The organism is Halomonas sp. FeN2 (genome assembly GCF_020595105.1).
GTDB lineage: Bacteria > Pseudomonadota > Gammaproteobacteria > Pseudomonadales > Halomonadaceae > Vreelandella > Vreelandella neptunia.
In genome coordinates, this window is sequence record NZ_CP074200.1 from 2438777 (window position 1) to 2458823 (window position 20047).

The window sequence follows — 20047 nt, forward strand, 5'->3', positions numbered from 1 at the left end:
GTCTTATCCTTAAAGCATCACGTGGGCGACAACGGCAGAGCCAATAAAGGTCCCGGTGAATACCAGCAGGGCCACGATCACCAGCTTCCAGCCGGTTTGCCTGAACATGGCAAACTCACGTCCAGTCAGTGCCAGCCCGGCATAGGCCAACACCGGCGTGACCACCGCCAGGAAATCCACTTCAGCGAGCCGTGCGATAATCCAGCCATTGCCAGGGAAGAACGGCAGCGTCGCGATAATACTGATCAGCGACACCCAGGCCACGCTGGGCAGGTAAAAAGGGCAAAATCGCCCAATCACCAAGCCGATGATGACCATCACATACAAAATCAGCATACCGGGCAGCGCGTCTAATAAAGGCGAACCGTTGACGATATTGCTAAACCACGCCGCCACACACACCGCTGCCAGTACTAACGCTGTTTTACCCAGCTGATTTTCGGGACGTAGCTCTTTTAACGCCTCAGCGTCGAATTGATCGATCGGGCTCTCATGAGTTTTCATGGCTAACCTCCTGGCGCGAGCCGTTTAAGCGCTTGTACATCCACTCGGTGATCGGTAGCGCGATAAATAGCGAGATATACAGACCGGTGGCGTAGGTAAGCAGGTTGCTTGCCCCGGCAAAGGCGAGTAGCTCGTCTTTGGATGCTGGTACCGCTTCGGCTAAGGCTGCCGAACACGCCGCCACCATACTGCCACTACCCACCCCGCAGGCCATGGCCAAAGCACGAATATCGAGAATATCCAACGAGGCGATATAGCCCGCCATTAAGGCGAAGTAGAGCGTGCCGAACATGGTACCCACTACGTAAACGCCCATAATGCCGATACCTTCAGGGCTTCTCAGCCCGTAACGGTCTGAAATGATGGCAATATTGGGTTCACGGGCGATAGAGTAGGTAGCGCCAATCGCTTCCCGGCCCATTTTGAGCACTAATACGGCAAAGGGCAGCGCGATGAGCATGGTACCCAGATTGCCCAATTCCTGGAGAATCAGCGCAGGGCCGGCGGCGATAATTTGCTCAATGGCGGGGCCAATGGTGGAGCCAAACTTGGCAATAAACGGCAGGATGGCGATGAGAATAATCGGGCCAGCCGCATTGCTGACCGGCTTGGGAATGACCTTGCCCATTGCCGAAAAAAGATGAGGATTGAACAGTACGCCAATGATAAAAGCATAGAGCAGCGGTAGCAGCAGCAGCGTTCCAGGCCCGAGGGGGATACGTACGATGCCGACCCACTCGGCAAACATCGACGTCACGATCACCGTAAGATGAAGACGCCAGTCCAGCAGTAGCTTGAGATCCATAGGAGTGTCCCTGTTTTTTTTAGAGTCACTCCGAGTATCGAAAGGTTACTGTTTCAATCATAGGGCTTTAGTGCGCTAATTTTTAGAACACTCAATCGTTGAGCGCTGAGGTAGCGACATCCAACGCCTACGCATTTATACTAAAGTCTAACAACCACCTATAAGAGCCTTTATGCCCCTATCTTTGCCGCTACGGCGCCTTTGGACTCTCGATAAATTCGCCTACAGCCTGCGCGTTTTTATAGCGTTCAGCGGTGCATTGCTGTTCAGCGGTTTAATGGGTGATGTGGCGCTGGTCATTCCGCTGTTTCTGGGCATTATCGCCTGCGCGCTGTCTGAAACTGACGACAGTTGGCAAGGCCGTCTTCAAGCGCTGCTGGTAACGCTGGTCTGCTTTACGTCAGCATCATTTATCGTGCAGTGGCTATTTCCCTGGCCGTGGCTATTTGTCGTGGGCCTGGGGCTTTCGACCTTTTGCCTGATTATGCTCGGCGCTATTGGACAGCGTTACGCCACCATCGCTTCCGGCACGCTAATACTGTCGATCTACTCGATGATCAACATCGAGCAGCACGGCGGGGTAGATGAAGACGTGGCGACGCGCCAACTACTGCTATTGGCTGGAGCGGTGTGGTACGGGCTAATTTCGGTGGTGTGGTGCGCACTGTTTTCGCGCCAGCCGGTCAAGCAGAGCATGGCGCGGGTGTACAAAGCGCTGGGTGAGTTTCTAATACTGAAATCGGCGCTGTTTGAACCGGTACGCGGTGTCGATGTAGAAGCGCGTCGGGTGGCCTTGGCACGCCAGAACGGCAAAGTGGTCGATGCGCTCAATCAAGCTAAAGAGATGATTTTCCGGCGCTTAGAGGGTCAGCGCGGCGACCAAAAACTCAACCGCTACCTGCGCATCTACTTTATCGCCCAGGACATCCACGAACGCGCCAGCTCTACCCACTACCCCTATAGCGCGCTCAGCAAAGCATTTTTCCACCACGATGTACTGTTTCGCTGTCAGCGGCTGCTGGATCAACAGGGGCGCGCCTGCCGCCAGCTAGCGAAATCGCTGCTGCTCAACCGCCCGTTTGACCACCAGCAAAGCGAAGAGGCGTTGGCCGACCTGCACGCCTCGATTGAGAACTTGCGTGGCCGGGGCAAGCCCGAGTGGCGCCCACTCCTTTACCCGTTGAGCGCGCTGGCAGAGAATCTGGCCACGCTGGAAAGCCAGTTGGCCAGCGCTCACAACCCCGGCGTCAGCGATGAGCGGCGCGACAGCTCGCTTTACGACCGTTCGCCTTCAAGTTTGCTGGAAGCGTGGAAGCGGGTGCGTCTGAACTTTACCCTCGGCTCCCCCACCTTTCGACACGCGACGCGGCTCTCTATCGCGCTGATGATCGGCTATGGCCTCCTTCAGTGGATCGACCCCGAGCAGGGCTTTTGGATTCTGCTGACCACGCTGTTTGTTTGCCGGCCCAACTTTGCCACCACGCGGCGATTTTTATCACAGCGGATAATGGGTACGGTATTGGGCCTGACAGTGGGGTGGGCGTCGATCAGCCTCTTTCCGCACCCGCTGGTGCAGAGCATGATCGCCGTGGCCGCGGGGGTGTCATTTTTTGCCAATCGTGAGAAACACTATGTGATCGCCACCGCGTCCATCACGCTGCTCGTACTGTGCAGTTTCAACCAGGTAGGCGACGGCTATGATCTGATTCTGCCGCGGCTGCTCGACACCCTGCTTGGCTCGCTCATTGCGGGCTTAGCGGTGTTTTTTATTCTGCCCGACTGGCAGGGACGCAGGCTTTACCGCGAGGCCGCCAACGCACTGAATAACCACCGCCGCTATCTTGAAGAAATTATTCACCAATACGAGGAAGGAAAGCAGGACGACTTAGCCTACCGTTTGGCACGGCGCAATGCGCATAACGCCGATGCAGCGCTCTCCACCCTGCTCACCAATATGCTCCATGAGCCGGGGCACTACCGGAAACTGGATGCGGACAACGGGCTGCGCTTTCTGGTGCTCTCCAACACCCTACTCAGCCACCTCTCTGCTCTGGGCGCCCATCGCCACCAGTTGACTGACGATGAAGATGACGCCACGCTGGTGCCGGTAGCAAAACGTATTGGTGAGCTGCTGGGACAAATCGCCGAGCGATTAAACCAGCGCCAGCCGGTTGAGCCACTGGCGAATCAAGCTGCCGAGTTATTAGCCCAGCTAGAAGAGCAAAGTGCGCTATCAGCAGATGAAAAAACCGTTACGCTCTACCGCCCTATCCAGAGCCAGCTGCGCCTTATTACCGAGCAGCTCGCCCCGCTGGGTGAGGCGGCTAATAGGTTGGTGGGAAGTGAAGAACACGCGCCAACCAACGCCACCGCTAGGGTCTAACCTACCTAGTCACACCTGCCCATAGCGCCCTGCTGCTTCGCCTAACCAGCGGCGCACCAGGACAGCGGTGACGTTGGAGTTGCCCTGCAGCGTTTGGGCCATGGCGCTGACACGTTCCAGAAGGTCGGCATCGCGCTCCAGGTCTGCGATTTTCATCTGCGCCAGGCCGGTTTGGCGGGTGCCGAGCACTTCGCCGGGCCCGCGGATTTCCAGGTCTTTCTCGGCTATACGGAAGCCGTCGGTGGTTTCGCGCATGACCGCCAAACGTTGGCGGGAGCTTTTCGACAGCGGCGGATGGTAGAGCAACACACAGAAGCTTTCCGTGCTGCCACGCCCTACCCGGCCGCGCAGCTGGTGTAGCTGGGAAAGCCCCAGGCGCTCGGGGTTTTCGATAATCATCAGGCTGGCGTTGGGTACGTCCACTCCCACCTCGATCACCGTGGTCGCCACCAGCAGATCCAGCTCTCCCGCTTTGAAGGCGGTCATCACCTCGGCTTTCTCGCTCGACTTCATGCGCCCATGAACCAAGCCCACCGCCAGCTCTGGCAGCGCTACGGTTAGCTCATCACGAGTAACCTCGGCGGCCTGGCACTGCAGCACCTCGGATTCATCGATCAGCGTGCACACCCAGTACGCCTGACGGCCTTCACTGCAGGCCAGCCGAATGCGCTCAACCACTTCAGGGCGGCGTTCGTCGGGCACTACCACGGTTTTGACTGGCGTGCGGCCGGGGGGAAGCTCGTCGATCACGGAAACATCGAGATCCGCATAGGCACTCATGGCCAGAGTGCGGGGGATCGGCGTGGCGGTCATAATCAACTGGTGCGGCGTCAGCCCACCCGCCTCGCCCTTCTCGCGTAGCGCTAAACGCTGATGCACGCCAAAGCGGTGCTGCTCATCAATAATCGCCAGCCCCAAACACTGGAAGTGCACATCGTCCTGAAACAGCGCGTGGGTACCCACCACCATCCGCGCACGCCCGTCGGCGATCGCCGCCTTGGCATCCAGCCGCGCTTTACCTTTGAGCTTGCCCGCCAGCCACGCCACTTCGATCCCCAGCGGCTCAAACCAGGCTTTAAACGAGCGGTAGTGCTGCTCAGCGAGGATCTCTGTGGGCGCCATAATTGCCGCCTGGCAGTTGCCCGCCAGGGCGCTCAGTGCGGCCATGGCGGCAACCACGGTTTTTCCCGATCCCACATCGCCCTGGATCAGCCGCAGCATCGGCGCCGGTCGGCTTAAATCGTGGCTGATCTCTTCCAGCACGCGGCGCTGTGCGCCGGTTAAGGCAAAGGGCAGTTGGGCCAAAAAGCGCGCCTGCAGGCTGCGCCCGGAGGGTAGCGTCGGTGCGCCATCCGCCTGAATACGCAGGCGCACTTCGCGCAGGCTTAATTGGTGGGCCAGCAGTTCCTCCAGCGCTAGCCGCCGAGTGGCCGGGTGCTGGCCGCTGGTCAACTGCTCTATATTCACATCGGGAGGCGGCTGGTGCAGCAAGTGCAGGCTGGCGTGTAGGCCCGGCAGTTGGAAGCGCGTGAGAAGTGCATCGGGTATCACATCGGGCAAGGCCTCGGGGGCGTCGTCCAGTAAACCAAGCGCCTGCTGCGCCAGGGCGCGTAGCCGCGGCTGGTTCAAGCCTTCGGTGGTGGGGTAAATCGGCGTGAAGTACTCATCCACCGGGGTCTCACTACCGCCGCTGAGCCGGTATTCCGGGTGATAGATCTCTAAACCGGTCGCCCCGGCCCGCGCTTCGCCAAAAGCCCGCACCGTGGCGCCAGGACGCATCTGTTGCTGCTGGGCCGGTGAGAAGTGAAAAAAGCGCAGGCTCAAAATACCGCTAGCATCACGCAGGCGCACCAACAGGCTGCGGCGGCGCCCTTTGACCACGTCGCAGGCGGTCACTTCGCCCTCAATCACCGCCTCCTGCCCCGCGCGCAGCAGGCCAATCGGTGTCAGTCGCGTGCGATCCTGATAGCGTAGCGGCAGGTGAAACAGCAGATCGCTCACCCGCTCGATCCCTAACCGGCCAAGCTTTAGCGCCAGCGCTTCGCCAACGCCCTTCAGCGCGGTGATGGGCGCGGAAAGATCACTCATGGGGCGCTTTTCACGGCTTTAGTCGGTTGGCGGCAGTGGCTAATTGCCTGAATCAGCGCCTCAATAGCTTTGGGACGGGGGAAGCTCGCCCGCCAGGCGATCGCCACGGTGCGGGAGGGCGCTGGGTCAACAAAGGGTCGGCTCGCCAGCATGGCATTTTCATACTGGTCGGTGCCCAGAGCCGACTGCGGCAACACAGTGATACCTAATCGAGAGGCCACCATATGGCGAATGGTTTCCAGCGACCCGCCTTCGGCAATCAGCGTATTGTTGGGGCTGTTGAGCTTTTGGGTAATCGCCGGGCAGGCTTCCAGAATTTGATCGCGGAAGCAGTGGCCTTCGCCAAGTAGCAGCAGGCGCTCTTCGAGTAAGTCCTCTTTATTGATCGCCTCCCGCTCGACCCAAGGGTGATTGGCGGGGATGAGCACTTCAAAGGCTTCGTCGTAGATCGGCTTGGTCACTACATCGGTTTCGGTAAACGGCAACGCGACAATAATCACATCCAGCTCGCCGCTTCTAAGCTTGGCGCGCAGCGTACCGGTCATGCCTTCCTCAATATACAGCGGCATCTGAGGTGCCGCGTTCGCCAGGGCAGGCACCAGATGCGGAAACAGATAGGGCCCAATGGTGTAAATCGCCCCAATGCGCAGCGGGTTGGCCAACTGATCTTTACCCGCACTGGCGAGCTCAAAAATCAGGCTGCTCTGCTCTAGCACACGCTGGGCCTGGGCGACGATTTTTTCACCCAGCGGGGTGACCTGTACGGTGGACTTGGAACGCTCAAACAGCGGCGTTTCGAGCTCTTCTTCCAGCTTTTTCACCGCCACCGAGAGCGTGGGCTGTGAAACATGGCAGCGTTCTGCCGCGCGACCAAAATGACGCTCTTGGGCAAGGGTTACGATATAGCGAAGTTCTGTTAAAGTCATAGCGGTGCCAGTGGCATCCTCTCGTAGCAGCGTGTGACTAACAAAGTGACAGTCAGCGGGATGGAAAAGGACAAGCAAGCTCTGCAGTTGGTCTTCTCATCCGACAATCTCATATTTGGTAGAGACTTTGCATCTAATAGGGAATATTAATCAAGAGGAGTGAGCACGGTGAAGCTAACCGTACTGATTATCGGCTGTGGCGATATAGGGATCAACCTTGGGCGCGAACTGCTTGAGGAAGGACACCAGGTGATTGGCTTACGTCGCAACGTGGAAGCCTTGAAAGGCACCGGCATTAAACCGCTGAAGCTGGATTTAAACGATCTTGAAGAAGCCGGCCCCAAAAGCCTGCCCCAGGCTGACTATGTGGTGTATACCGTCAGCGCTGACCGTTTCGAAGAGAGCGCCTATCAAAGCGCCTACCCTGAAGGCTTAAAGCGAGTGCTGAGTGTATTAGAACAGCATAAAACGCCGCCGCGCCGGGTATTTTTTGTCTCGTCGACCAGCGTGCATGGGCAACAGGAAGGCGAAGTCGTTAACGAAGAGACGCCTCCCGATTCGACGAGCTTCTCTGGCACGCTGATGTGTGAAGCCGAACAGGCGCTGATTAATCATTCGCTGCCCGGTACGGTGATTCGTTTTTCCGGCATTTACGGCCCAGGCCGCGACCGGCTGATTCATCAGGTCGCTGAAGGCCGTGTTGCCGCGATCACTCCCGTGGTGTACTCCAACCGTATCCACCGCGACGACTGCACCGGCATTATCGCCCACCTGATTCGCTATCAGGAGAGCGGTGAGTCCCTGGCGGATGTCTACCTGGGTAGCGACTGCGAACCGGTCACCATGCATAACGTCATGATGTGGCTGGCAGAGCAGCTTAACGTTGAAGCCACCGAGACCATGCAGTCTCCTTTGCGTCGGCGAACGAGCAAACGCTGCGATAACCAGCGTCTATTGAGCACTGGTTATCAGTTCCGCTTTCCCAGCTACCGCGAAGGGTATGCACAGGTACTCAAAGAGGGCGGCTTTCTAGCAGCCTGTCGGACTTAACACTGATCTACTGCGAATCCCTGTATTTTGGCCAACTTTATTCGATCGATTTCGTTAAATAGCGCGCTATTCGCCTCAATCGATCGATAAATTTGGCTCAAAATCCGTGTTTCTCGCGATGATCGGTCAAGCCCGACAGGCTGCTAGCGCTAAACAAAGCCTAGTCGCCAATCACCATCACCGCTTCCGCTTCCACCTGGCTGCCTTTGGGCAGCGCTTTGACGCCAACGGCGGCGCGGGCGGGGAAAGGAGCGGTGAAGAACTCCTCCATGACTTGGTTCACAATGGCAAAGTTATCCAAGTCCACCAGGTAGAGATTCAGTTTCACAATATCACTTAGCGAGCCCGCCGCTTCTTCACACACTGCTTTCAGGTTGGTGAAGACTTGGCGTGCCTGGGCTTCGAAATCCTCAGACACAATCACCATGGTCGCTGGATCCAGCGGGATCTGGCCAGAGAGATAAACCGTGTTGCCTGCTTTAATGGCCTGGGAGTAAGGGCCAATAGCCGCGGGGGCTTTGCTGGTGTTGATAACAGCCTTATTGCTCATACGTTGTTTCGCTCCTGTAGTGGGTAACGCTTAATTATTTGATGCTAAAAAAATAGCGATCGCTGCCGATTTTTATCAGCCTATTGTTATAGACGGTGTTAGTTAGCGAGTCGGGTGATTTTGCCAACGTTGGGAAGGTTACGGATGCGTTTAATGATGCGTGCCAAGTGCACGCGTCCTTTCACCGACAGGATCAGATTGACGGTGGAAAGGTGGGCATCACGCTCTTCAATGCCAATCCGCTCAATGTTGGCATCGGCATCGGTGACCAGTCCGGCAAGCTCTGCGACTAATCCGCGGCGGCTCTCAATTTCGATACGCAGCGCGACTGGGAAATCTTCATCGATGGTGTCCGACCACTCCAGTGCAAAGAGCTTGTCGGGGTCGTTTTTATCGGCAAAGTTCTTATCAACAACGTTTTTACACTCTGCACGATGCACCACCAAGCCTTTGCCAGTGGAAAGGTGACCGACCACCGGGTCGCCCGGTAGCGGATGGCAGCAGCGGGCAAAGTTAATCACCATACCTTCGCTGCCGCTGATCATAACGGCTTTGCTACCTTCAACGCCTGCGGGATGCTCATAAGTATCATCCCCGTGGGCGGCATCCACCAGGCGGCGAGCCACCACGTGGGTCATGCGATTGCCCAGCCCTAGCGACTCCAACAGCGACTCTTCGGAAGTAACATCCAGCTCTTTAAATGCCCGCTTGAGAACACTCTCATCCAGCTCTTCCAGACTGGTATCGAACGGTGCCAGCGCTTTATTGAGTAACCGCCGCCCCAGCATGACCGCTTCGGTCTGCTGCTGATGTTTAAGCGCATGTCGAATAGCCGAACGCGCCTTTGCTGTGGTCACAAAGTTAAGCCAGGCAAGATTCGGCTTCGCGCCGGGAGCGGTGATGATCTCCAGCGTTTGGCCACTCTCTAAGCGCGTCGAGAGCGGTGCCAAATGGCGATCGATTCTACAAGCGATGCAGTTATTGCCGATATCCGTATGCACGGAGTAGGCGAAGTCGATCACGGTGGCGCCCTGAGGAAGCTCCATAATGTCGCCTTTGGGCGTGAACACATAGACATCGTCAGGAAAAAGGTCGTTCTTAACGTGTTCGATAAACTCCAGCGAGTCGCCGGCGTGGCGCTGCATCTCCAGCAGGCCTTTCACCCATGCGCGGGCTCGGGCATGGCTGCCCTCGGCAATCGGGTGCGATGTCTGCCCCGCTTTGTAAAGCCAGTGAGCCGCAATACCGTTATTGGCCATGGCCTCCATTTCACGGGTGCGTATCTGCACTTCAATGGGCATACCCCGTGAGCCAAACAGGGTGGTATGCAGGCTCTGGTAACCGTTGGCCTTGGGGATCGCAATATAGTCTTTAAAACGCCCCGGCACTGGCTTATAAAAGTTATGCACCACGCCTAGAATGCGGTAACAGCTGGCCACATCTTCGGTAATGATGCGAAAACCAAACACGTCCATAATTTCGGCGAAGGGCTTACGCTGGTCGCGCATCTTTTTATAGATCGACAGCAGATGCTTTTGGCGCCCAATTACCGTGCCGTTAAGATCATCTTCATCCAGACTCTTTTGCAACGACGACTGGATTTCGCGCATCGCGCTGCGCCGATGCCCCCGCGCATTGGCCACCGCACGCTTGATGCGCTCCGCGCGCATGGGGTGAATCGCTTGAAAGGAGAGATCCTCAAGCTCGATACGAATGGTATTGATACCCAGCCGTCCAGCAATGCGCGCGTAAATTTCCAACGTTTCACGGGCAATGCGGCGCTTCTTATCCGGTCGCAGGGCGCCCAGGGTGCGCATGTTATGCAGTCGATCTGCCAGCTTGACGATAATGACACGAATATCTCGCGACATCGCCAGCACCATCTTCTGGAAGTTTTCCGCTTGAGCGACAGCTTTGTCTTCAAAGGTGATTTGGGTAAGTTTGGATACCCCGTCCACCAGTTCTGCCACCGGTTTACCAAACTGGGCCTCAAGGGCTTTTTTGGAAACGCCGGTGTCTTCGATAACGTCGTGCAGCATGGCAGCCATCAGGCTTTGATGATCCATGTGCATATTGGCAAGAATATTCGCCACCGCAAGCGGGTGGGTGACGTAAGGCTCGCCTGAACGCCGCCGCTGGCCGTCGTGGGCCTGCTCAGCGTAGTAAAAGGCACGTTTGACCTGCTGGATTTCATCCGAGGGTAAATAGCCGCCGAGTCTATCGGCCAGGTCATCAATGGTGAACATCTACCGCGCCTCTATCGGTTTCGTTGAAAACGTTAGTCGTCGATATGAGTAGGCGCCATTGCCGGGCGCGGACGAACTGCGGCTTCAACGGGCTCGTCCAGTACGGTGTGATCAACCAAGCCTGCGGCAATTTCACGCAGCGCCATTACCGTAGGCTTGTCATTTTCCCAGGGCAGCAGGGCATCGCGGGAGCCGCGCGCCAGCTGACGAGCACGCTGGGTGGAAATCATCACCAGCTTGAAACGGTTTTCAACATTTTCAAGACAATCTTCAACGGTTACGCGAGCCATGGGAGCCTTCCTGTTATGACGGAACCGGGCCGACACCGTTTTAAAGTTGAAAAACGGCGTCGACCCAGCGAAAAAAAGATGTAGAACCGAATAGATTACTCGACCGTAGGCGCCTGTGACAAGAGCGCAGCCAACAGCGGCGCGTGGCGCTCGGTCATTACCGGGCGACTTAAGCGACGGCTGATTACCAGTGATTGTAACTCCTGCAGCGCCGTGGTGAAGTCATCGTTAACGACGAGGTAATCATATTCGTGGTAATGGGACATTTCACTCACCGCATCGCGCATGCGCCGGGCAATCACCGCATGCTCGTCGGTGCCACGGCTAGCGAGGCGCCGTTCAAGTTCGTTGCGCGAAGGCGGTAGTATAAAAATCGACACCGCATCAGGCATTTGTTCGCGTACCTGCTGGGCGCCCTGCCAGTCGATTTCCAGAATGACGTCCTGCCCCGCTGCCAGCAATACCTCTACCGCCTGGCGCGAGGTGCCGTAGTAATTATCAAATACTTTGGCATACTCAAAGAACTCCCCCCGGGTGATCATCGCTTCAAACTCGGCCACATCGGTGAAATGATAATTGACGCCATCCACCTCACCCTCGCGCTTGGCACGCGTAGTGTGCGACACCGATACTTGAATTCCATCCAGGCTTTCGATTAGCTCGCGCACCAAGCTAGTCTTGCCAGCACCCGATGGGGCAGAAACGATAAACAGCGTACCTTGGGACATGAAGTACTTTCCCTTCAGTTAGCGAAAATAAGTAGCGGAACAAGTAGCAAAATAAGTAGAGCGACTGCAGCAGAGCAGCAAGGCTGCGCAGTATCGCACACCCAGCGCGACGACTGTAGCGTTGGCAGTGATGTACAGGGAGGTAAGCATGCGCAGTACGCTGTTTATTTTAGTCTTGATTGCCCTGGGCGTAGCCCTGCAAAAAGGCCTTATAGAGATTCCCCGCCACTGGGCGCCTTGGGCACCGCTACATATTGACGATCCCATTACGCCGGTCACTCAACTGAAGCTAAGCCGCTTGGCGGATGACCGCAATGGTTGTTTAGCCGCATTAGATACTCTCCCTGAAGGCGAGCTGCTCTACACACCATTGGCCGATTACGCCCCCACGGCGAACTGCCCGCTTGCCAATATCGTACGCATGCAGTCTAGCGGCGTCGCGTTCAATCAGAGTTTCGTGGCCTCCTGCCCGATGGCGCTGGCGTGGGTTATGTATGAACGCCACGCGTTACAGCCTGCCGCCGAGGAGATTATGGGCAGCCGGGTGAGTCAGGTTAACCACGTGGGTAGCTTTGCCTGCCGTAACGTTTACGGTCGTGAAACCGGCAGGCGCAGCGAACACGCCACCGCTGAAGCGCTGGATGTAGTGGGATTTCAGTTTGAGAACGGCCAGCGCATCACGCTAATTAATGGCTGGGATGATGAAGGCGAGGTAGGTGAGTTTTTACGCGCGGCGCGGGATGGCGCCTGCCATACCTTCGGTAATGTATTGGGGCCGGATTACAACGCCGCGCATGCGGATCACTTTCATATGGGCATGCGCGGATTTAGGCTGTGTCGCTAAGAGATCAACCATTGCTTATTCGAGGTTGATGTCATCTTCATCCGTAGCGGCACCGGTGGCAGCACCAACGCCACCGCCGATAACGGCGCCTTGAACGACGCTACCACCGGTTATGGCTGCGGCACCCGCGCCGACGGCAGCACCGACCCCCGCGCCGCTAGTAGCGCGCTCGCCAGTGGAAGTACCGCAGCCCGCCAAGCCAATGGTTAACGCCACCACCGCGCCGAGGGTCAATATACGTGTCGAATTCAATACCTGAATGTGCATGGTCATCTCCTTATGGGTTACTACTCTTACACAGTAGAGAGAATTCGACTTTTTAGCCATGTTAATTATCACTGTTCGATAACTAGCCAACTGGCCAATCAATCACGATGCAACGTTAGCCAACGCTAGGCTCGCTGGGCCACGATGCCGTAGGTGCGCTTTTCCAACCAACGCCCTGCGGCAAAAATCACCAAACCACAGAGTGCCAATCCCGCACCGACCAAGCCCGTGCTCGACCAGCTAAAGCCAGCGCTGATGGCCAGGCCAGCAAGCCACGCCCCTAAGGCATTGGCACCGTTAAAGGCCGCGTGGTTCAGTGAGGCCGCCATGGTTTGGGCATCCTCTGCCACATCCATTAAGCGGGTTTGTAAAGAAGGCGCCAGGGCCATGCTGGTACCCACCAAGCCAACAAACAGCAGCCCCGTCCAAACGTTATTCGCCGCAAAGTAAAACAGCCCCTGGATCACGCCACACCAAAGCAGGATGGTGGGTATGGCGCGCATCAGGTTTTTATCCGCCATGCGCCCGCCAATTAAATTACCGGCAATAGAGCCCAGGCCAAAAATGACCAGCACCAGTGGCCCCAGTGCTTCGCTCATACCCGCCTGCTGGGTTAACGTCGGCATCACATAGCTAAAAATTGCGAACATGCCGCCGCAGCCGATGCAGGCAAGCGCCAGGGTGACCAACACCCGCTGCTTAAGCAGTGCGGACAGTTCACGCACCGGGCTTGCCAGGGTATCGACGGGCTGAACCGGCACATAAAGCCGAATCAACAGGGCGGTGAGCAGCGCAATACCGCCGACACCTGCAAAGGCGATCTGCCAGCCAAAAAGGTTACCCGCCCAGGTACCCAGCGGTGCACCGATCAAAATCGCCACCGTTAAGCCCATCATCACCCGGGAAATAGCCCGCGCCCGTTGGTCTATCGGCACGGCTCCCGCCGCCACCAGCGCCGCGATGCCAAAATAGGCCCCATGGGGCAAGCCCGCCAGAAAACGCAGGCCGACGAATGACCAGAACCCTGGTGCCATAGCGCTGGCAATATTGCCCACCGCAAAGACCAGCATCAGAATGATTAACAGTGGCCGCCTAGGCACCCGCGCGGCCAGTGCCGAAATCAGCGGTGCGCCGACCACCACGCCCAGGGCGTAGCTGCTGATTGCGTAACCCACTTGCGGCACCGTTACCGCTAAATCTCCCGCCACGCGATTCATCAGGCCCATAATGACAAACTCGCTGGTGCCTATCCCAAAGCCACCCAGCGCCAACACAAATTCTGCCAAGCGCGGGTTACGCGCCAGCCCTTGAGACGACGATGCTGTCGAATCCTGCATGTTTGACTCCTAGGGATACCACCCCGTTGGTATCACGATGGCGCAAATGATCGCAGGATTAGACGAAAGTAGAAACATACTGCGTATAAAAAGTTAGCGAGCGAAAGGGATTATCCACATGGGTTTAATCCCATTAGTGTCCTAGCTTTGTTAGTGTACTTTTTATTTTTCAATACCCGAGACGTCCATGAACCTAGATACCATCGAGCACGCCATGGCAGCACTTGCCAAGGCCGATCCGGATATAGCCCGCGCCCTGCCGCTAGTGGGGGCTCCCCCGCCTCGTGAGCGCGACAAAGGTTTTGCGACGTTCTTTTCCACCATCGTTAGCCAACAGCTATCCACCGAAGCGGCCCGCGCTATTATGGGTCGTGTCAATACATTGTTGCCCGAGCTGCACGCCAAGGCAGTGATGGAGGTAGAGGGCCAAGCGCTGCGCGACGCAGGGCTCTCCTGGCGCAAGATTGAGTACGCCAAAGGGCTGGCAGAAGCAGAGTTGGCAGGTACTTTTAGCGCCGAGGGGCTTGAACAGCTAAGCGATGATGAAGCCATTGCCGCGATTACCGAGCTACGCGGCTTTGGCCGTTGGAGCGCCGAGATCTACCTGATGTTTTCGCTGAAACGCCCGGATATTTTCCCTGCCGATGATCTCGCCCTGCGGGTAGCGCTGGGCCGTTTAAAAGGCATGGACGACAAACCCACGCCCAAGCAGGCCCGCCAGTTGGTGGAACACTGGGCGCCTTGGCGCAGCGTGGGTTCGCTGTTTCTGTGGCACTACTATCGCGGCGAGCCGCTGTAGTGAATGGCCTCTTTGAGCACCAAGTGTCATCACCACCGTTATTTACAAGGAGTCACTAACAATGGCCAACCGAGCTCCAGCCTACCGCGCCAAACCAGGCTCTCCCCTTTTCGTTGACCCGGCTTTTTACAACCGGATTGCCAAAGCGACCGATCAGCGGAGGCTAATAGAAACCATAGAGGTGCCAATTCGTGATGCACGCGCCTGGAAAGTTCCCGCTGGTCACGTAATGCGCCTGTGTACTCGCCAAGGGCCTCAGGTGGGAGATTTCAATCTGTGGTCGTTGCACAACCCACGAGAACGCTTCTGGGCCTCACGCACGCGCCAGCTTCAGCGCGCTCATGTTAGCGTTCACGATCGTTTATGGTCGTCTCTTCCCTACCTTCGGCCTATGGCGACTATCACCGCCGATACCTTGGAAAACTACGGTATCGACGAGGATGGCGGTCGTGTTCACGATTTATTAGGTACCCGCTGTGATCCTTATGTGAATCATCTGCTGACCGGTGAGGATTTCGACTTCCACTGTCACTCCAACTTAACCCGGGCCGTGGCGCCCTTCGGACTCACCGAATTTGATGTCCACGATGTGCTTAACGTCTTTCAGTGCACCGGCCTTAATGAACAGGATCAGTACTTCATGAAGGCTTGCCCGGCCAAAGAAGGCGACTACCTGGAGCTATTTGCCGAGATTGACCTACTGTGTGCCCTCTCCTGCTGCCCAGGCGGCGATCTATCGGTAGATCTATGGGGCAGCGATGCCACTGACGACGACCTGCTGGCCACTTGCCACCCGATCGGCATCGAAATATACGCCCTTGATGACGCACTGCTAGAGGGCTGGTCGCCGCCGACATCACCTAACTATCGCGGCAACCATGGCGTAAGGCCGCCTGAAGAGGATTGGAACGCCAAACGCAATAATTGCTGCTGACGCTGCCTTTATGCGTCGAGCCCGCCAAATTTGCCGTTCTGATAGTCCTCGACCGCCTGAACGATCTCTTCGCGGGTATTCATCACGAAGGGCCCGTGGGAATAGACCGGCTCATCGATCACCTCGCCATGGCCAAACAGCAGGCGCGCGTCGCTGTTAGCTTCGATGTCGAGGCTATCACCATCGCGATCCACTTCAATCAGATGATGGGCCTTAACGAGTTCGCCACCTACGGTGACATCGCCATCCACCACGTAGAGAAATACCTGTCGACCTGGCGCCACGGGCAGTTGCTCGTGGCTACCGGCAGGCAGCCGCAGCGTCGACATAAATACGCCGGTTAGCGTGTCGATAGGGCCAGCATTACCCTGCCACTCACCTGAGATCAGGTTCAACTCACCGCCACCCGGCAGCTTAATAGCAGGAATGGATTCTTGTTGCAGCCCTACGTAGCGCGGCTCGCTCATTTTCAAGTGCGACGGTAGGTTGACCCACAGCTGCAGAATCTCCAACGGGCCACCGTCGCGCAGAAACTCCTCTGGCGAAATTTCCGCATGCACAATGCCGCTGCCCGCGGTCATCCACTGCACGCCGCCCGCATTGATCACGCTTTGATGCTTGGCGCTATCAGCGTGGGCCAATGAGCCTTTCAGTATAAAGGTGACCGTTTCAAAGCCCCGGTGCGGGTGCGGGCCAAACGGCAGGCCACGATTATTGGCCGGATAAGTCTGCGGGCCGTGGTGGTTAAGAAACAGGAATGGATCGAGCTGTTCAAGTTGCGGCCCCGGCAGCGGGCGCCGGGTAACCAAATCGCCGATATCATCGCGCTTGGCCGGGTGCTGGGCGATCACGCGACGTGCTGATTGAATAGTGTCTGATGGCATAGCTTACTCCTTATCAATACGCCCAGCGTAAAACCTCAACCCGCAGATGAGGAGCGAATAATTTGCCTCGTTTCATTGAAGGAAATTGTTACTAAACTGCTCAGCGGTTTCCTCAAAACTCGGTCACCACCGTCACCCCCGCCCCTTCGAACTTATCCATGTTCATCAGCGCCTCAATCGACTGCTCAAGATTGATGCGTTTGCCAATAAGCTTTTCAGGCGCCAGCTTTCCAGACTGGATCATCGCCAGCATGGCGTCATAACGGTGGGCCTGCATGCCGTGGCTACCCAGTATTTCAAGCTCATGGGCAATGACTTTACTCATGGGAATGGCGGGCGTGCTGTTCTCGGCCAACATCAACCCGACCTGGACATGCTTGCCCCGTTTACGCAGATTACTGATGGAGTTAAAGCAAGTTGTCGGATGGCCCAGCGCATCCAGGGATACGTGAGCGCCTCCCCGGGTTATCTCCGCCACCGCTTCAACCACATTGGGTACCTTGGCAGCATTCACGGTGGCAGTGGCACCCAATTGACGGGCCAGATCTAGAGCGCCTTCAGAAATATCGATGGCCACCACGTTGGCACCGACGGCGTTGGCAATCATCACGGCAGAAAGCCCAACCCCGCCGCAGCCGTGGACGGCCACCCACTGGCCTGCCGCTGTTTTGCCTTGATCCACCACTGCCCGAAAAGAGGTAACGAACCGGCAACCCAAGCTGGCCGCCGTTGCAAAGTCGAGTGTCTCTGGCAGTGCAACCAAGTTCACATCGGCGTAGTGAATGCCCACATACTCGGCAAAGGAGCCCCAATGCGTGAAACCGGGCTGAAACTGGCTATCGCACACCTGATGGTTGCCGGAGTGGCACTCGGGGCAAGTACCGCAACCGCCAACGAAGGGAACCGTGACGCGATCGCCAATGCGCCACTTTTTTACGTCCTTACCCACGGCTTCGACCACGCCGGAAAGCTCATGCCCCGGCACATGGGGAAGTTGAATATCGGTGTCATGCCCTACCCAGCCATGCCAGTCGCTGCGGCAGACTCCGTTGGCCATTACCTTCACCACAACGCCATGCGGCTCAGGGGTAGGGTCGGGCAGTTGCTGAAGGGTCGGCGGGGCGGAAAATTGCTCAAAAACAACGGCTTTCATAAAGAATTCCTAACCTATATCGTTGTTTACTTTATAAAGTCTTGCGCGGATAAGAAGCAAATTATTGGCCGCTAACGCTTAACCGCCCCACGACCTGCATCTCATCACCCGCTGGGCGCACCACAATCATTTCTCCCGAGCCCACACCGCTACCCACCAATGCCGTGATATTTACCTGATGGGTGACCAGCAGCAAATTGCCCGGCCCCTGCCATGCGGCAATCTGCTCTTGGGCGGTTTGAGTGATTGACGTCTGATCACCGCGCCCGCGAAAGAAAGAGTCCAGCCAGGGAGTAGGCTCCACAGGCCCCAACGCCATTAACTCGGCGGTATCCAGCGCACGACACCAGCTTGATGAGTAAACCGCCGCAATGGGAATATCCCGCGCACGAAACGCACGCCCAGCGGCTTGCGCCTGAGCGCGACCAGCCTCAGAGAGATTGCGCTGAGTCTCGCAACTGCCACGCTCAAACCCGGGCGGATCACCAATGCCAGGGGCCAGGGAGTGGCGCATGAGAATCACTAAACCGCCCTCCTGTAGCGCCTGCCAGGTTGCCTCGTTTGCCTGGGCAGTGGTCGAGAATATGCTCGACATAGCGAGCAGCAGGGCTAACGTGAGGTAGCGTAGGGTGGGCATGTTGGGACGTCCGCTAATCACTATGAGAAGGCAACTGCGCTGAGGGCTTCATAGCCTATCGAGCAGGGTGAAGCGGGCTACGAGTAGAGTCGCCCGACCAACTCGGTGCGGTTGGTGACATCGAATTTACGATACAGATGATCGAGGTGGGTCTTGATCGTGGAGGGCGCAATGCCGAGCTCACGCGCCATGACCTTATTGCTCAACCCCTGGCGTACCAGCGGCAAAAGCTGCGCCTCACGCTCGGTCAACGGCCTGTGGTGGGGTTCGGCCTGCGCCGGGGCAATCTCACTGGCGCGGGTCGAGACGGCCAGCTGCAGCATCTCCTGAAGCGATTGCAGCGTGTTCAGTTCCTGGGGGGTAAAACTCCCGAAGCGTGACTTGCGCAGCAACGACATGCCCATCACCGGGCGGTTCCGGCGGTAGAACATGACTTCGGTTACATCCACCACATCGTGCTGGCTCAGAAACGTCTGATACCCCTCATTACGCTGTTTCGATTGAAGCGCCTGGGCATCGCGCAGTGACACGACACCTCGGCCGATCTGCTGGCAGTAACCGGGCTGAAGCGGGTCAAGGTGCCGGTAGCGACGCAGGTAGCTGTCGTGCATCTGCGTGGGATCGCCGTAAAGCTGGAAATCAAACGCACTCAGTCCGTCGTCGATATGGTAGAACGCTGCCAGCGAAGCGGGCACGGCACGGGTGAAGGCGTTCAGACAGTAGACACCCAGTTCCTGGGGAGACTGCATGGCTAGCCGACTCCATGTTGATTAATACCTCCAACATAGCGAGTCGGCCGTGTGCAAGCAACGGAAATTTGTTGCCCAATGACCCATAGTGGCTCAGTCGAGCGCGGTCACGCTTTCCGGCAGCAGAGCGCCGCCATCGACGATGATGGTCTGGCCAGTGATGTACTTGGCCAGATCAGAGCCCAGAAACAGCATGGCGTTGGCGATGTCCTCCGGAGCCCCCAGGTGGCCCAGCGGAATGCCGCGCTCGAGGCGCTGGCTGTGCTCGTCGTCACCAAGGTTGTCCATCGCCGGGGTGCGGATCATGCCCGGCTCGACGCCGTTGATGCGGATGCCCAAACCGCCCATTTCCAGTGCGGTGTTGCGGATGAAGCCGTTAACCGCGGCCTTGGACGCGGCGTAATGGGTCAGCCCCGGATACGCGACCCGATTGCCGGTGACCGAGGAAGTACACAGGATCACGCCCTGCCCCTTCTGCTTGAAAGAAGGCAGCAGCGCTTGTGTCATCCAGAACAGCGACTGCACGTTAACGGCGAAGGTGCGTTCGACCTGGTCGCGGGTGAGATCTTCAAAAGGCGTGAGCGGAAAGTAGCCCGCGTTGTGCACCAGCACGTCGATGGGGTCGCTGACCGCTATCATGGCGCGTGTGGTGGCCTCATCGGAGAGATCCACGGCGTAAGCCTGAACCCGATGCCCCTCAGCCGTGAGCTTTTCAGCTACCCGCGTGGCCTGGTCGCCGTTGATGTCGGCCAGCGTGACGCGGGCACCGGCCTCGGCAAAACGGGTCACGATAGCCTCGCCGATGCCCTGGGCACCGCCGGTGACCAGTACGTGCTGGCCGCTGTAATCGATACGAATACTCATGAACGGACT

General features: G+C 57.4%; 20 protein-coding genes. 5 read left to right on the forward strand and 15 right to left on the reverse strand.

Going from position 1 to position 20047, the window contains the following annotated elements; translation table 11 throughout:
• Positions 1-9: 9 nt before the first annotated feature.
• Together KF947_RS11190 and KF947_RS11195 are read right to left on the reverse strand one after the other, a co-directional pair.
• The gene (locus KF947_RS11190) at positions 10-504 is read right to left on the reverse strand and encodes a hypothetical protein (RefSeq protein WP_227404004.1); all 495 of its coding nucleotides are present in this window, start codon (positions 502-504) and stop codon (positions 10-12) included.
• Positions 491-1309 (reverse strand): DUF3100 domain-containing protein, encoded by an 819-nt coding sequence (locus KF947_RS11195; protein ID WP_227404005.1) that lies wholly within the window; start codon positions 1307-1309, stop codon positions 491-493. The genes KF947_RS11190 and KF947_RS11195 overlap by 14 nt, the downstream gene beginning before the upstream one ends.
• A 172-nt stretch (positions 1310-1481) precedes the next feature.
• Between KF947_RS11195 and yccS the strand changes: the two genes are divergently transcribed.
• A complete protein-coding gene (gene yccS / locus KF947_RS11200) occupies positions 1482-3692 on the forward strand; it encodes a YccS family putative transporter (RefSeq protein ID WP_227404006.1) in 2211 nt (736 codons plus the stop codon).
• 9 nt (positions 3693-3701) lie between these two features.
• On the opposite strand, the gene recG is transcribed toward yccS, so the two are convergent.
• Positions 3702-5780: an ATP-dependent DNA helicase RecG gene (gene recG, locus KF947_RS11205; RefSeq protein WP_227404007.1), complete on the reverse strand. Its 2079-nt coding sequence runs from the start codon at positions 5778-5780 to the stop codon at positions 3702-3704.
• Positions 5777-6706: a hydrogen peroxide-inducible genes activator gene (locus tag KF947_RS11210; protein ID WP_133732261.1), complete on the reverse strand. Its 930-nt coding sequence runs from the start codon at positions 6704-6706 to the stop codon at positions 5777-5779. The genes recG and KF947_RS11210 overlap by 4 nt, the downstream gene beginning before the upstream one ends.
• A 168-nt stretch (positions 6707-6874) precedes the next feature.
• Between KF947_RS11210 and KF947_RS11215 the strand changes: the two genes are divergently transcribed.
• On the forward strand, positions 6875-7756 hold the full coding sequence (locus KF947_RS11215; protein WP_227404008.1) for an SDR family oxidoreductase: 882 nt from the start codon (positions 6875-6877) through the stop codon (positions 7754-7756).
• A gap of 160 nt (positions 7757-7916) precedes the next feature.
• Here the strand turns inward: KF947_RS11215 and KF947_RS11220 are convergent, their stop codons facing one another.
• The 4 genes from KF947_RS11220 to gmk form a co-directional block, all read right to left on the reverse strand.
• A complete protein-coding gene (locus KF947_RS11220; protein ID WP_223288297.1) occupies positions 7917-8306 on the reverse strand; it encodes a RidA family protein in 390 nt (129 codons plus the stop codon).
• 98 nt (positions 8307-8404) lie between these two features.
• Positions 8405-10552 (reverse strand): RelA/SpoT family protein, encoded by a 2148-nt coding sequence (locus KF947_RS11225; protein ID WP_133732264.1) that lies wholly within the window; start codon positions 10550-10552, stop codon positions 8405-8407.
• A gap of 32 nt (positions 10553-10584) precedes the next feature.
• Complete coding sequence (gene rpoZ, locus KF947_RS11230; RefSeq protein ID WP_007112267.1) at positions 10585-10842, reverse strand: DNA-directed RNA polymerase subunit omega; 258 nt, start codon at positions 10840-10842, stop codon at positions 10585-10587.
• A 95-nt stretch (positions 10843-10937) separates the two neighbouring features.
• Positions 10938-11570: a guanylate kinase gene (gene gmk, locus KF947_RS11235; protein WP_227404009.1), complete on the reverse strand. Its 633-nt coding sequence runs from the start codon at positions 11568-11570 to the stop codon at positions 10938-10940.
• A gap of 148 nt (positions 11571-11718) precedes the next feature.
• Here gmk and KF947_RS11240 point away from each other — a divergent pair, with 148 nt between their 5' ends.
• Positions 11719-12414 carry an extensin family protein gene (locus tag KF947_RS11240; RefSeq protein ID WP_227404010.1) on the forward strand — a complete coding sequence of 232 codons (696 nt, stop codon included), beginning with the start codon at positions 11719-11721 and terminating at the stop codon, positions 12412-12414.
• 15 nt (positions 12415-12429) lie between these two features.
• Here KF947_RS11240 and KF947_RS11245 read toward each other — a convergent pair whose 3' ends face one another.
• Both KF947_RS11245 and KF947_RS11250 read right to left on the reverse strand, forming a co-directional pair.
• Positions 12430-12681 carry a hypothetical protein gene (locus KF947_RS11245; protein WP_133732267.1) on the reverse strand — a complete coding sequence of 84 codons (252 nt, stop codon included), beginning with the start codon at positions 12679-12681 and terminating at the stop codon, positions 12430-12432.
• A 125-nt stretch (positions 12682-12806) separates the two neighbouring features.
• Positions 12807-14018, reverse strand: a complete 1212-nt coding sequence (locus tag KF947_RS11250) for an MFS transporter (RefSeq protein WP_227404011.1) — start codon at positions 14016-14018, stop codon at positions 12807-12809.
• A gap of 187 nt (positions 14019-14205) precedes the next feature.
• On the opposite strand from KF947_RS11250, the gene KF947_RS11255 reads away from it, so the two are divergent.
• Both KF947_RS11255 and KF947_RS11260 read left to right on the forward strand, forming a co-directional pair.
• Positions 14206-14817, forward strand: a complete 612-nt coding sequence (locus KF947_RS11255; protein WP_223288295.1) for a DNA-3-methyladenine glycosylase family protein — start codon at positions 14206-14208, stop codon at positions 14815-14817.
• Between the two features lie 61 nt (positions 14818-14878).
• On the forward strand, positions 14879-15751 hold the full coding sequence (locus tag KF947_RS11260) for an urea carboxylase-associated family protein (protein ID WP_223288294.1): 873 nt from the start codon (positions 14879-14881) through the stop codon (positions 15749-15751).
• A gap of 8 nt (positions 15752-15759) precedes the next feature.
• Here KF947_RS11260 and KF947_RS11265 read toward each other — a convergent pair whose 3' ends face one another.
• The 5 genes from KF947_RS11265 to KF947_RS11285 form a co-directional block, all read right to left on the reverse strand.
• Positions 15760-16635: a pirin family protein gene (locus KF947_RS11265; RefSeq protein ID WP_227404012.1), complete on the reverse strand. Its 876-nt coding sequence runs from the start codon at positions 16633-16635 to the stop codon at positions 15760-15762.
• Positions 16636-16747: 112 nt separating this feature from the next.
• Positions 16748-17788, reverse strand: a complete 1041-nt coding sequence (locus tag KF947_RS11270) for a zinc-dependent alcohol dehydrogenase family protein (RefSeq protein ID WP_227404013.1) — start codon at positions 17786-17788, stop codon at positions 16748-16750.
• 61 nt (positions 17789-17849) lie between these two features.
• Positions 17850-18425 (reverse strand): histidine phosphatase family protein, encoded by a 576-nt coding sequence (locus tag KF947_RS11275; protein WP_227404014.1) that lies wholly within the window; start codon positions 18423-18425, stop codon positions 17850-17852.
• Positions 18426-18502: 77 nt separating this feature from the next.
• Complete coding sequence (locus tag KF947_RS11280) at positions 18503-19174, reverse strand: helix-turn-helix transcriptional regulator (protein WP_133732300.1); 672 nt, start codon at positions 19172-19174, stop codon at positions 18503-18505.
• Between the two features lie 93 nt (positions 19175-19267).
• Positions 19268-20038, reverse strand: coding sequence for an SDR family oxidoreductase (locus KF947_RS11285; protein ID WP_133732274.1), 771 nt, complete (start codon positions 20036-20038; stop codon positions 19268-19270).
• Between the last annotated feature and the right edge of the window lie 9 nt (positions 20039-20047).